The organism is Candidatus Delongbacteria bacterium (assembly GCA_020634015.1).
Taxonomy (GTDB): Bacteria; CAIWAD01; CAIWAD01; order CAIWAD01; family CAIWAD01; genus JACKCN01.
On sequence record JACKCN010000001.1, the window covers coordinates 641,677 to 654,949 of the forward strand.

The following is a 13,273-nucleotide window of genomic DNA, read 5'->3' on the forward strand; positions in this document are numbered from 1 at the left end:
GGATTGGAGTTCAATCCTGGAGTACGGCCTCCTGTGCGGGCCAGGGCGTGCCCTCCAGCCAGGCCTGCCAGACCTCGCGGCCGAACAAGCGTCGCCCTCCATCGTGAACGCCCTTGAAGTGATGGTACTTGAGCAGCAGCACGAAAGCGGCCGACAGTGTATCACGGCTGCCATTCGCCAGCTCGATTCGCGGCAGGGGTGCCGCGGGATCCTCTTCCCAGCGCAGCACCAGTTTCTGGGCCGCGGACACCATGCGTCGGGCGTCGAGGAAGTGCATGGTCAACATGCGCCGCAGCAGGTCCGTGTCGTCAAAGCCCGGGTGCTTGAGCAGGAATCGCGGCAGATCGCCGCCCGTGTGTTCCATGCGCCGGCAGAACCCCCGCCAGTCCAGTGGATGGTCATGCAGGGCGATCAGTGTGCTCTCGTAGCGCAGCGGAATTCCCGCCGCGAAGAGCCGCAGGCCCAGGTCCGTATCCTGCCAGCCCCAAGGGAACTCCTCATCGAACCCGCCAAGCTCCCGGAACACGGCGGCGGGCAGCGAAAAGTTGGGGGCATAGAGACAGCGGGGGTTGGCCCGTGATGGATCGCCCACTGCCTGGAATCCGAACTGGTAGACGGTTTCCTCAACCACGCAGCGCAGGAAGCGATCGTCAAGCAGAGGGCGCGGGTAATCGATGTGTCCCAGAACGCAACACGGCGGTTCCGCGCGGGAATGGGCCGCGAGATGGCGCGAAAGGAAGTCCGGCGGGACCAGCATGTCCTGGGCGCTGAAGACCAGCAAACGGCCGCGTGCCTCGGTCGCTCCCCGGTTGCTGGCCGCGCTCTGCCCCGGACGCTCTTCCCGGAAGCAGCGCACGCTGGGCCCCCGCTCCGGGTTACGCCGGGCCGCGTGGTGCAACAGCTCGGGCGAGTCGTCGCCGGAGAGATTGTCCACCAGCAGCAGTTCCCAGTCCTGGCGGTCCTGGGCCAGCCAACTGGCGAGGGTCGCCGGCAGCGTCCGTTGCCCATCATGCACGGGCAGGATGACGCTCAGGGCGGGCCGATCGGTCCGCTGGGTCGGCGTGGTCTTGAAATTCATGCAGGTCTCCGCCGTGGAACTTCCCGGAGATGGGTCCCGTTCTTTGCTACCTTCGGCAGGTTTTTGAAATACTTGCGGCCCGGGTGGCCGCATGCTGGAATGCGATGCCCGCCCTGCGGTCTGGAGTCGCATTCCGGGGACGGATGTCGTCCTTGTGGCGGCCGCGGCCTTCAAAGCCGTTTGAGGGGCATGCTGCCCCTGCGGCGCGCGGTCGATCCCCAGACCTTCCCGTTGCCCTGTGACCGGGCGGGTTGTCTGTCCTTGTGGATCGACGCGACACATGTCGCAAGCGCAGGTGGTTGCCTGGCTGGAATTCTTGAAGTACGAAGAAAGACTCTGTTGGGGACGGATGTCGTCCTGGTGGCGGCCGCGGCCTTCAAAGCCGTTCGAGGGGCAGGTAAACCCTGTCCCTGCTGGGTTCGATTCCCAGACGTTCCCGTTGCATGCGGTCCCCGGGCCGGACGGCTCAGGCCGATGCGTGAAACGGCACAGCATGATCAGTTCTCGCACAGCTTGTGGATTCTTTTCACGTGACTGCACTGGTCCGGAACATCCTGACGCCCGAGCGCCTGATTCCCCTCAGTTTTCTGGCGCTGATCCTGGCGGGAACCTGTCTGCTGCTGCTGCCGATCGCCACCCATGCCCCCATCAGTCCCATCGATGCATTCTTCACGGCCACCTCGGCCACCTGTGTGACGGGCCTGGTGGTCGTGGACACGGGCAGTGTCTTCACGGGCTTCGGTCAGGCCGTGATTCTGGCCCTGATCCAGCTGGGTGGTCTGGGCATCATGACGCTCTCGATCGCCTTTCTGTACATGGTCGCAGGGCGCGTCTCGCTGTTCAACCGCGAAGTGCTGGAGATGAGCGTGTTCCAGGGGCCCATGAAGGGTCTGCTGCCCCTCTTGCTGCATGTGCTGCGGATCACACTCTGGATAGAAGCGGCTGGCGCGCTGCTGCTGACCTGGCGCTTCCACCAGTGCATGCCCCTGGGCGATGCCCTGTATTCGGGCGTGTTCCACAGCATCTCCGGCTTCTGCAATGCAGGGTTCTCGCTCTATCCTGACAGCATGTCCGCCTGGCGCGAGGACCCCTTGACCAATGCCATCCTGATGGCTCTGATCGTTCTGGGTGGACTGGGATTCCTGGTGCTCTCCGAACTCTGGAGCTGGTGGCGTTCGGGCCGTCAGCAGCCTCTCTCCTTGACTGCCCGCCTCGTGGTGTTCACCTCGATCGGTCTGATTGTCTTCGGGGCTCTCGGTGTGCTGGCCTCCGAGTGGCACAACGTGCTGGATATCCGTGACTGGTCCGATCTGCCGGGCGCGCTGCTCGAATCCCTGTTTCTGTCGGTCAGCAGCCGCACGGCCGGATTCAACACCCTGCCCATGGACGGTCTCACCGAACCCACCTACCTGGGTCTGGTGCTGCTGATGCTGGTGGGGGCCTCGCCGGCTTCCTGCGGCGGGGGCATCAAGACCACCACCCTGATCGTCCTGCTGGCGCACCTGCGCAGCCGCTTTCTGGACCAGCGCGACACGGTCATCGGCAACCGGCGCATTCCCGAGAGCATCGTGTCACGCTCGGTCAGCATCACCATCTTCTCGCTGTTGGTGGTGATGGCGGGAACCTTGCTGCTGCTGAGCACCGAAGGTCAGGGTGTGGCGCTCAAGGAAGGCTCGGAACTGTTTCTGAAAACCACTTTCGAGGCCGTGTCGGCTTTCGCCACGGTAGGATTGTCCACGGGACTGACGGCGGATCTGGCGGCGTTCAGCAAGGCCGTGCTGATCCTGCTGATGTTCATCGGGCGAGTGGGACCGCTGGCTCTGGCCCTGGCCATTGGTCGTCGTCGGCGCCCGGAGTGGCGTCTGGCCAGCGAAAACGTGATGGTGGGGTAAGCGATGAAGACGATTGCGGTGATCGGCATCAGTGGTTTCGGCATGCACCTGTGCAAGTTCCTCAGCAAACAGGGAGTGCAGGTGCTGGCGATGGACATCAACGAGGAACGTGTTGATCTGGTGAAACCCTATGTTCACAGGGCCGTGATCTGCGATGCGACACGACGGATGTCGCTGGTGGACCATGAGCTGGAGCTCTTCGACGGGGTGGTGGTGAGCCTGGGCGAACGCATCGACACCAGCGTGCTGGTGACCCTGTATCTCAAGCAACTGGGCGTGAAGATGATCGTGGCCAAGGCCACCTCCCCGGACCATGAGGAGATCCTCATGAACATCGGGGCCACCCGGGTGGTCTCGCCCGAAAAGGAAATGGCGCGCACCCTGGCCCACCAGCTGGGCAGCCGCAATCTGCTGCAGTACGTGCAGCTGGATGCGGAGTACTCCGTGATCGAACTGCCACCTCCTGCCGCCTGGCTGGGCAAGAGCATGGGCGAGATCCAGGTCCGGCGCAGCTGGTCCGTGCAGGTGCTGCTGATCCATCATCACACGGATCCCGGCAAGACCATCATTCCCGACGGCGATCACCGCTTCACGACCGACGATCGCCTGGTGGTGATCGGGCGAGAACCCGCACTGAACCGACTGAAAGCCGCGACCTGATTCGGTCAGACATCCGGCGCCCACACCGGCACACACATCGTGCCGACACAATCCAGGACTCCCCATGACAAGCCCGTCTCCGGAATCTCTGCGCACACCCGCACTGAAGGCCATCGAGATCAAGGCCAATTCCTCGGCCGTGATGCTCAAGCAACTGCCCGCCACCGCGATCTGCGGCAACGACATCAGCTCCTCCTGCCTGTATGTGTCGGCCCTCTCGATCATCTATGCCGGCAAGTATGCCTGGGTGGCGCTGCTGATGGTGGCGGCCGTGCTCTTCCTCTTCCGGAAGATCTATGGTGAAGTGGTGGGGGCACTGCCGCTGAACGGAGGCGCCTACAACGCCCTGCTGAACACCACCAGCAAATCCATCGCCTCGGTGGCCGCCGCGCTGACCCTGTTGTCCTACATGGCCACGGCCGTGATCTCGGCCAGCGAAGCGATGCATTACGTGCATACGCTCTGGCATGGCCTGCCGGTTGTCCCGGCCACCATGGTGCTGCTGGCTCTCTTCATGGTGCTCACGATCATCGGCATCGGCGAATCCTCGCGCGTGGCGGTGGGAATCTTCATCACGCATCTCGTGGCGTTGGTGGTGCTGGTGGGCGCGGTGGCCGTGTACATCTCACAGCACGGATTGTCGGTCCTTGAATACAATTACAGTCAGCCCGTCGAGGGAGGCCTGCTGATGGCGCTGTTCTTCGGCTTCTCGGCGGCCATGCTGGGCATCTCGGGTTTCGAGAGTTCGGCCAACTTCGTGGAAGAGCAGGCGCCGGGAGTCTTTCCCAAGACCCTGCGCAACATGTGGATCGTGGTCAGTGTCTTCAATCCGCTGATCGCCTTCGCCGCGCTGGCCATCGTGCCGATTCCCGAGGTGGCCGTGAACCAGGAAGCCCTGCTGGCTCACATGGGCGGCATTTCGGGCGGCCCCTGGCTGGCCTGGTTCATTTCCATCGACGCGGCACTGGTGCTCAGCGGGGCCGTGCTCACGTCCTTCGTGGGCGTGGGTGGTCTGGTGCAGCGCATGGCTCTGGACCGGATCCTGCCCCAGTTTCTGCTCAAGCTCAACCAGCGCAAGTCGGCCTACCGGATCATGATCGTCTTCTTCCTGCTCTGCGTCTCGATTCTGCTGATCACCCAGGGCCAGCTGGGCGCGCTGGCCGGCGTATACACCATTTCCTTCCTCTCGGTGATGATCCTCTTCGGTCTGGGCAATGTGCTGCTCAAGGTGAAGCGTTCGCGCCTGCCCCGTCCGGAGCGCGCCGGGTGGCTGGCCCTGTTCGTGGCCGTGGGCGCGGTCTTCGCGGCCCTGATCGGCAATGCCACCCTCAACCCCGTGTATCTGGGCGTTTTCTTCGAGTACTTCATTCCCACCATCGGCATCGTGGCCGTGATGCTCTGGCGCACCCTGATCCTGCGGGTGCTGCTGCACATGCTCAAGAGCGTGTCGGACCGCATCCAGGCTCTGGTCTCGCTGGGCAACCGCACCCTGGTGAACCTGCTGGACGAGATCAACAACCAGGAATTCGTCTTCTTCACCAAACACGATGATGTCGAGATTCTCAACCAGGTGATGATCTACGTGACGCGCAACGAGCAGACCCGCAACCTGCGCATCGTGACCGTGCTGCCCAAGGGGGAATCCATTGATCCGGCCATCGAACGGGATGTGGAAGTGCTGGACCGCGCCTACCCGGGCATCAAGATCAACTTCATCAAGCTGGAAGGCCACTTCGGTCCCGAGCTGATCGAGCGCCTGTCCACCGAATGGAAGATCCCCCAGAACTTCATGTTCATCGGCTCACCCGGAGATCACTTTCCCTACAAGCTGGCCGACCTGGGCGGTGTGCGCCTGATCATCTGACGTCGCCCCTTTCAACGACAGCCCGAGAAAGGAACGCCCCGCCAGCTGGCGGGGCGTTCACATTCATGCATGGATCCGTACCATCACTGGTCATCGCCCCCGCTCGTGTCACCCACGATGCCCATGGATGGCCGCGCTTGCGACCTCAGGTCCTGCGCGGAGATCCGCGGCGCCATGGGATCCTCGGACACGATGAAGCCATCGGTATCCACCGCCACGAAACGCTCGAAGATCATCGGCTGCCCTGGAGTATGCGGGGTGGATGGCGTCGGGCTGGCAGGATAGGAACTGTAGTAGTTCCAGCCTGACGGGAACGGCGCATAGGCATCCAGACTCCAGTAGAAGTCGTAGTGATCCACAGCCAGCGGCTCTCCAAAGGTGTCCATCGTGACCGGAGTCCACTCATAGTGGAAATAGAGGGGACCGACGCCGGACCAGACCCCGTCGGGCACGATGCGCAGGTCGCTGATCGGTGCCGGTCGTGGGGGACGATGGAAGAACTCGATGGTGATGCCATTGGCCAATTGACTGCCGGCATCATCATAGTTGGCGGCCAGACCCTGAGTGCCTCCCAGTTTCTGCACGCCCACAGTGGCACTGGCCACACCATAGGTTCCGGTGGTGTTGATGTCTTCGTAATTGAAATAGATCTCGCCATTCGAGTACAGCATGAGCTGGAAGGTGTACAGTTCCGAGGCCGCACCGATGTGCGGGATCTGGTGCCACTGGAAGATCACTCGACCGTTGGCGCTGTCATCCAGATAGTACACGGCGCCCCCATCGGGCGGGAAGAGGTCATCCCAGAAGGGAGCGATGAAGTTTTCAAGATACCCGGTGTAGGGAATGGGTGCGTTGCCGAAGTAGCCCCCCGCCGAGGTCGTGAAGGACACCCAGCCATTGGACGACACATAGGCCGTGGACCAGCTGTCGCCGAAGAATGGGAAGGCGAAGGGCAGTGCCTGGGCCACTGTCTGATCATCCGCGGTGATTCCCAGATTCGTGCCGGTGGTCGAAATGTCCTCCCAGAGGTACTCGGGACCTGTGGGATCCAGAGAGTTCACCCAGGCGTAGCCATCGGTGGGTCCGCCACGCGTCGGCCTGGGCTGGGGCGGGAAAAAGCGAATGCTCGTGTTGTCGGCGATGGTGGCCCCCAGGCCATCGTAGGCGACGGGCAGTCCGCTGCTGCCGTCCACATTCTCCAGACCAACGGTCGCCTTGCCCAGGAACTGTTCGGACACATCCATGTAATTCACCTGGATGTTCCCGTCGTCATAGAGCATGACCTGGAAGGTGTAGGGATTGTTGTATCCGGAATTGTACCCGGAAATGTGGGGGATGGCATTCCACTGGAAGATGACACGGTGATAGTACGCTTCTTCATAGTAGGTCACGGTGCCGCCCTGGGGCAGCAACAGGTCGGTCCAGAGGGGGAAAATGGCGTTGTCCGGGATACCGGGCGTCGGAATGGGGGTATTGGAGTATTCGGTGCCAGTCAGGTTGAACGAGAGCCAGCCATTGGAACACACACGCACCGTGTTGTAGCTGGTGCCGTAGAAGGGGAAGTCAAAGGGCAGCGCCTGGTCCACGCTCTGGTCATCGCCCGTCAGGCCCAGATTGGTGGCCCAGTAAATGTCGGTGCTGCTGAAGGGAGGTCCGTTCACCGCATTGGAATTGGCCCAGGTGTAGCCGAAGGCATCGGGTCCGCCGCTGGTGGGGCGAGGATGGTTGAAGCGCAGCACCATGCCATCGCCCAGCGCACTGCCCGCACCATAGTATCGGACGGACAGGCCCTGTGTGCCATCCGCATTCTCGATGCCCACGCCGGCGTTGGCGAGATCGTCGTCCTGCAGATCGAGGTACTGCACCACGATGTCGCCACCGCGCTCGAGGGCAACCTGGAAGGTGTTCGAACCCGTGCTGAAGAAAGCCGGCACGCCGGTGAACTGGACGATGAAGCGCCCCGTGTAGGTGTCATTCCAATAGTGAATCGTGCCACCCTGAGATGGGTTCAGATCATCCCAGAACGGAGCGATCAGGTTATTGGGACTGACGGCATACGGAAACTGCTGCGGTGCCAGACTGCCAAGCAAAGTGGGATCGAATCCGATCGTTCCGTTGGAACCGATGTACAGCTCGGTATAGGTGTTGCCATAGAAGCGGAAATCGAAACCGATGGGGATGGGTGTCGTGGTGTATGAATCATCGCTGAGTGTCACGGCGGTTCCAATGGTGGTCAGATCGATCCACTCCATGTCAGGGCCGTCCGCATCGTTCGAATTGATCCAGGTGTAGCCGAAGGCATCGGGGCCGCCGCGGGTGGGCGGAGCCGCTGTGCCGCAGGCCTCGAAGGAAACGGTCAAGTCGTACTGGCCGGAGTAGGTCGAGAACCCATCGACCACCACGAAGTAGGTCCCGGGATCCAGACAGCAGGTCAGACTGGACAGCAGACCATTGGCCCCGCCGCTGCAGTTGTCATCGTTGCCCGTGACCAGATCCAGATCGGGAGTGAACACGCCGATGCGCGTGTCGTAGTAGAAGGCTCCTCCGCAGGTGGCCACGGTCACTTCCCGTGCCGTCGTGAGGGTGAAGGTGTACCAGGCGTCGTTGGCGTCGAAGTAGGATGTCTGAAAGCACGGGCCGCTCGTGTAGGGCACGTTCTGGATGTAGTTGGAGAGGACGGCCGTATTGCCGCTGTCACTGTAGCTGCTTCCCGGCGAGGTGTCGAAGATCGGCGTGGCGGACCCCGGACTGCCTCCCGCCTGACGGATGGTCTCGTCGTAGGGATTGACGGTCAGACTGGCATTGAACTGCAGGGCCAGTGCCTCGGGAATCGCTTCCCCGGCGGCCTTGAACAGTTGATACGCTTCCAGGGGTTGCATTGTGCGCCAGTTCTCCAGGCGCTCCTGTTTGGAGGGTGCTGGCACCGCATTCAGCGGGTGCTGGGCGGGGCCGGCTGCCGGGACGATGGGAAGCCCCGAGCGTTTGGCCTGCTCGATCTGCTGCTTCATGGCTTGATGGGAAGGATCGACGACGGGTTTGACCCAGATGGGTGTCGTGTCCTTGAGTGCGAGATCCGGTGCGGGTTTCTCCGGCATGTCGCTGGCCGCTGCCACTGCGCCCAGAGCAAGGACGACACTGAGAGAGATGCTGTGTTTCATCGTGTTCCTTTCGGGGAATTGACTCTCGTTCACAACACAGTGCTGTAGAGTGGTCGATGGAAATGAGAGAGAGATTCAACCATGGCCAGGTTCCAAGTCCCTGTCGACAGTGAATGAATCAGATTTGTACAGCGTGGCGGGGGGCCGAAGTCGAGCTGTTCGCTCGGTGGATCACATCCTCAGCAACTTGTCGAAGCTGGAACCAGACATGGGAGGATTGCCGAGGATGTCGCTCAGGGAGGCAAGAATTGTGCCCACGCGCAGTCGAAGCTGCGGAATGCTGGATGACATGGACGGGTTGTGGTAGCGAACTGTTCAGTCCTGCCGGAATTGCGACAGGAGTGATTCTGCTGTGTGCTTGGTCCCCGCGGGTGGTCGGCTCGGTTCGGGCGAGAACACTGTTCAATATGAGTGAGCATGGTTTTCTGGCCGATCCCAGCCCGCCCTGCGTCAGGGGCTTCCAAGGATCATGGGCCTGCTGCCATGGAGAGTGGCACCGGCAGTCACGACGCGCCAGCTGCGGTGAAACTGGCGAGGTCCATGCGGTGTTGCCTCGGGAAGCCACCGCTGGCGGCGTGTGCGAACGGGCTGCGCGCCGCCGGGCCCGCGGAAGATCTGGTGCCGCGGATCAGCCCCAGGCCAGGATGTCTGACCGGGCATGAGTACTTCCGTGGCCAGCGTCTCTTCAGATGCCGTCAGGAATTCCGGGGTGCGATCGATGGCGTTTCGTCACTGCTCGCGCCTGCCCGATCGATCCGTGGGGATCAGGATCGATCCCGAAGAAAACGGCTCTGACCACGGTTCAGGGAGAGCTCAGGCCGGCGGCAGGACATGCTGCAGCACGGCCAGTACATGGCAGAGGCTGCCTGCCAGCACACAGAGATGCCAGACCGGGTGCGCCCAGGGACGACGTCTGGCCAGATAGAATCCGACGCCGCCCGTATACGCCACCCCACCCATGAACAACAACCAGAGTCCACCCGTGGGAAGACTTTGCCACAGGGGCCCCGCGGCCACCAGCACGACCCAGCCCATCAACACATACAGCACCACGCCCGCCCGGTGCCGGTAGCGCCAGCTGCTCAGCTCCAGTGCGAAGCCGGCAGCGGCCAGACCCCAGACCGTACCGAAGAGCGACCAGCCCCAGGAACCCCGCAGGGTCAGCAGGGTGAAGGGCGTGTATGTGCCCGCGATCAGCACCAGAATCGAGAGGTGATCCAGCACCTGGGCCACCCGGCGTGCCTTGCCCGCGGGCAGGCTGTGATACAGGGTGGAGCTGGAGTAAAGCAGCACAAGACTGCCACCGAAGATGGCGGCGGCCACGACCGCCCGGGTGCCAGTGGCCGCGAGCAACATGGCGACCATGGCCGCGATGGCCAGCAGCAGACCCAGACCGTGTGTCAGTGCGCTGGCCAGTTCGGAACGAGCGTTGAGGGCGTGTGTTGCCAATTGCTTCATCTGGGGCTACCTGTTGGTCTGACCAGACCGAGAGTATGGATATCCATGAGATTCAACAATACCGGACGCTTGGCGTCGTGGAGGGTCCGGCTCCGGGCTCGTGCCAATCGGGTGGAAAAGCTTCTAGTGGGCACTGCGAAACGATCTCGCCTGACGGATGAACTGGGCAAGCAGAACATCCCCGCAGGGACTGAGGAAGGATTCGGGATGGAACTGCAGCCCGTGCAGACCCAGCCTGTCATGGCGCAGGGCCATTGGCCAGCCCTCGCACCAGGCGTCGATCTGAAGCTCCGTGGGCAGGGAGTGGGGATCCAGGGCCAGGCTGTGGTAGCGCATGAACTCCAGCGGGGTCGGCTGTCCGGCAAACAGGCCGAGGCCGTTGTGTGCCACGGACCCGGTGTGGCCATGTACGGGGGCACCGGTCTGGACCAGACGGGCACCCAGATGTTCACCCAGCGCCTGGAAACCCAGACAGATGCCAAGGATCGGAATCCGTCCCGCGACCGTCTGGATCACGTCCAGGAGAAAACCGGCCCCGGCTGGTGTGCCGGGGCCCGGTGAGAGGACAAGCATGCTGGGGGCCAGCTCGAGCACACGCCGGCCGTTCACGTCATAGCCGGAGAGCACGCGGGGCTCTTCGACGAGTCGGGTCAACTGGTGCGCCAGATTCCAGGTGAAGGAATCCCGGTAATCCAGCAGCAGGATCACCGCGCGGCGGCGGCCGCCGCTTGCCGGGCGGGCAATTTGACCCGGCCCTTGGGCAACAGCGCGTGGGAGATCACCTCGCTCATGTGACTCACGGGAATGAAGGTCAGCTTGCGTGTGATTTCCTTGTGCATCTCTTCCAGGTCGCGCAGGTTGGCCTGGGGAATCAGCACCGTCGTGACTCCGGCGCGGATGGCCGCCATGGCCTTTTCCTTGAGACCGCCGATGGCCAGCACTTCGCCCCGCAGGGTCAGCTCACCGGTCATGGCCAGATCGTTGCGCACCCGACGCCCGCTGGCCGCGGAACACAGGGCCGTGGCCATGGTGATGCCCGCCGAAGGGCCATCCTTGGGAATCGCTCCCTCGGGAATGTGGATGTGCACCGAGTTCTTCTCGAACCAGCCCGCCGGAATCCGGTATTCGGCACTGTTGGTGCGCAACCAGGTCAGCGCGGCCATCGCGCTTTCCTTCATCACGTCGCCCAGCTGACCGGTCAGGTTCAACTGACCGCCCTTGCCGCCGTGCACGCCCACTTCAATGGTGAGAATGTCGCCGCCGTAGGGCGTCCAGGCCAGACCCACCGCGCTGCCCAGCATGGGCATGGCTGGCACGTGCTTTTCCTGGATGTCGGCCACGCCCAGCCATTTGGCGACGGTCTTGTCCGTGAGACGGGCACCGGTCTTGTGTTCGCCGCTGACTTTCTTGCGGGCCACCTTGCGGCAGAGCTGGGCCAGCTTGCGCTCGAGGTTGCGGACCCCGGCTTCCATGGTGTACTGTGTCACGATGGTGTCCAGGGCGCTCTCGCTGACTTCCAGATCGTTCTCGCTGAGTCCGTGGGCCTTGAGGTTGCGGGGAATCAGGAACTGCCGGGCGATCTTCTTCTTCTCATGCAGCAGGTATCCGGGCAGGTGGATCACTTCCATGCGGTCGTACAGTGCGTAGGGAATGTTCTCGGCCACATTGGCCGTGGTGATGAACATCACCTCGGAGAGATCGAAGTCCAGATCGAGGTAGTGATCACGGAAGGTGTTGTTCTGCTGCGGGTCCAGCACTTCCAGCAGGGCACTGGCCGGATCGCCGCGGAAATCCATCGCCATCTTGTCGATCTCGTCCAGCAGGATCACGGGATTGCGCGAGCCGGCGCGCTTCATGCACTGCAGCATGCGCCCGGGCATGGCACCGATGTAGGTGCGCCGGTGACCGCGGATCTCGGCCTCGTCGCGCACACCCCCCAGACTGAAGCGCACGAACTCGCGCTTGAGGGCCCGTGCGATGCTGCGGCCCAGACTGGTCTTGCCCACACCGGGAGGGCCCACCAGGCAGATGATCTGGCCACGCAGCTTGCGCACCAGCTTGAGCACGGCCAGATGCTCGAGAATGCGTTCCTTGGCTTTCTCGAGACCGTAGTGGTCCTCGTCGAGAATCACTTCCGCGTTCTGGATGTTCAGGTTGTCGCGCGTGCGCTTGTGCCAGGGCAGGCTGAAGACCCAGTCGAGATAGTTGCGGATCACGGTGGACTCGGGCGACATGCCGGGGGTCATCCGCAGTTTCTCCAGTTCCTCCTCGACCTTCTGCACCACTTCCGTGGGATAACTGTGCTCGTCCAGCTTGAGGCGGTACTTGGCGTAGTCGCCGCTCTCGTCCTCGAATTCCTCACCCAGCTCCTTCTGGATCACGCGGATCTGTTCCTGCAGGTAGAAGTTGCGCTGGGTCTTGGTGATGCGGTCGCGCACCTGGTTCTCGATGTTGCGCTCCAGCTCGAGGATCTCGTTCTCGCCCTCGAGCAGCTGGGTCAGCGCCTCGAACTGGTCCTCGATGCTCTCGGCCTCGAGGATCGGCTGCTTCTGCTCCACCCCCTGGATGATGTGTGCCGCGATGAAGTCCACCAGCACGCTGGGGCGGTTGACCTGCTCGATGTTGCTGAGAATCTCGTCGGGCAGATTGGGGCTGAGAGTCACATACTTGCGGAAGAGGTTGATCGCCACCCGCGCGGTCGCTTCCACCTGGGGAGTGACCTGCACTTCGGGCTCGATCACCTTGATGTCGACCAGCTTCATGCTTTTCTGGCTGCGGATCTTGGTGATGCGCGCGCGGGCCACACCCTCGACGAGCACCTTGATCACGTTGTTGGGCAGCTTGAGAATCTGCAGGATCTTGGCCACGGTGCCGTGGGAGTACAGGTCCTTGCGATCGGGCTCTTCCTCGGAAGGATTGCGCTGGGCCACGACGAAGACCATCTTCTCGCCGACCATCGCTTCTTCCACCGCCTTCATGGAACTTTCGCGCCCGATCAGCAGCGGAAAGATCATGTAGGGATAGATCACCACATCGCGCAGCGGAATCAGCGGCAAGCGCGAAGGGATCTCGATTTCCACGTCCTGGCCCAGGTTCATGCCTTGCCCCGGATTTATCTCCGTGAATCACGGAATCGGTTCATGCCGGCCTGTCACACACCGGC

At 62.5% G+C, this 13,273-nt stretch carries 8 protein-coding genes and 1 tRNA gene; 4 read left to right on the plus strand and 5 right to left on the minus strand.

The genetic code is table 11. The annotated features are described in order from the left end of the window. Nucleotides 1-10: 10 nt before the first annotated feature. On the minus strand, nt 11-1,078 hold the full coding sequence (locus H6678_02650; protein MCB9472690.1) for a glycosyltransferase family 2 protein: 1,068 nt from the start codon (nt 1,076-1,078) through the stop codon (nt 11-13). Nucleotides 1,079-1,419: 341 nt separating this feature from the next. Between H6678_02650 and H6678_02655 the strand changes: the two genes are divergently transcribed. From H6678_02655 to H6678_02670, 4 genes are all read left to right on the plus strand, one after another. Then, nucleotides 1,420-1,517: transfer RNA gene (locus H6678_02655), tRNA-Sec, on the plus strand. A gap of 91 nt (nt 1,518-1,608) precedes the next feature. After that, nucleotides 1,609-2,970 (plus strand): hypothetical protein, encoded by a 1,362-nt coding sequence (locus H6678_02660; protein MCB9472691.1) that lies wholly within the window; start codon nt 1,609-1,611, stop codon nt 2,968-2,970. Nucleotides 2,971-2,973: 3 nt separating this feature from the next. Next, nucleotides 2,974-3,630 (plus strand): TrkA family potassium uptake protein, encoded by a 657-nt coding sequence (locus H6678_02665; protein MCB9472692.1) that lies wholly within the window; start codon nt 2,974-2,976, stop codon nt 3,628-3,630. Between the two features lie 142 nt (nt 3,631-3,772). Continuing rightward, nucleotides 3,773-5,494: an APC family permease gene (locus tag H6678_02670; protein ID MCB9472693.1), complete on the plus strand. Its 1,722-nt coding sequence runs from the start codon at nt 3,773-3,775 to the stop codon at nt 5,492-5,494. A gap of 83 nt (nt 5,495-5,577) precedes the next feature. Here H6678_02670 and H6678_02675 read toward each other — a convergent pair whose 3' ends face one another. The 4 genes from H6678_02675 to lon all read right to left on the minus strand — a co-directional run bounded on the left by H6678_02675 (nt 5,578) and on the right by lon (nt 13,208). After that, on the minus strand, nt 5,578-8,652 hold the full coding sequence (locus tag H6678_02675) for a hypothetical protein (GenBank protein ID MCB9472694.1): 3,075 nt from the start codon (nt 8,650-8,652) through the stop codon (nt 5,578-5,580). A gap of 813 nt (nt 8,653-9,465) precedes the next feature. Then, a complete protein-coding gene (locus H6678_02680; protein MCB9472695.1) occupies nt 9,466-10,110 on the minus strand; it encodes a hemolysin III family protein in 645 nt (214 codons plus the stop codon). A 123-nt stretch (nt 10,111-10,233) separates the two neighbouring features. Further along, the gene (locus H6678_02685) at nt 10,234-10,818 is read right to left on the minus strand and encodes an aminodeoxychorismate/anthranilate synthase component II (GenBank protein MCB9472696.1); all 585 of its coding nucleotides are present in this window, start codon (nt 10,816-10,818) and stop codon (nt 10,234-10,236) included. Continuing rightward, nucleotides 10,815-13,208, minus strand: coding sequence for an endopeptidase La (gene lon / locus H6678_02690; GenBank protein MCB9472697.1), 2,394 nt, complete (start codon nt 13,206-13,208; stop codon nt 10,815-10,817). The genes H6678_02685 and lon overlap by 4 nt, the downstream gene beginning before the upstream one ends. Between the last annotated feature and the right edge of the window lie 65 nt (nt 13,209-13,273).

Coding starts and splice junctions, on each gene's coding strand:
- H6678_02650 (MCB9472690.1), bottom strand. CDS start 1,078: ATGAATTTCAAGACCACGCCGACCCAGCGGACCGATCGGCCCGCCCTG.
- H6678_02665 (MCB9472692.1), top strand. CDS start 2,974: ATGAAGACGATTGCGGTGATCGGCATCAGTGGTTTCGGCATGCACCTG.
- H6678_02670 (MCB9472693.1), top strand. CDS start 3,773: ATGCTCAAGCAACTGCCCGCCACCGCGATCTGCGGCAACGACATCAGC.
- H6678_02675 (MCB9472694.1), bottom strand. CDS start 8,652: ATGAAACACAGCATCTCTCTCAGTGTCGTCCTTGCTCTGGGCGCAGTG.
- H6678_02680 (MCB9472695.1), bottom strand. CDS start 10,110: ATGAAGCAATTGGCAACACACGCCCTCAACGCTCGTTCCGAACTGGCC.
- lon (MCB9472697.1), bottom strand. CDS start 13,208: ATGAACCTGGGCCAGGACGTGGAAATCGAGATCCCTTCGCGCTTGCCG.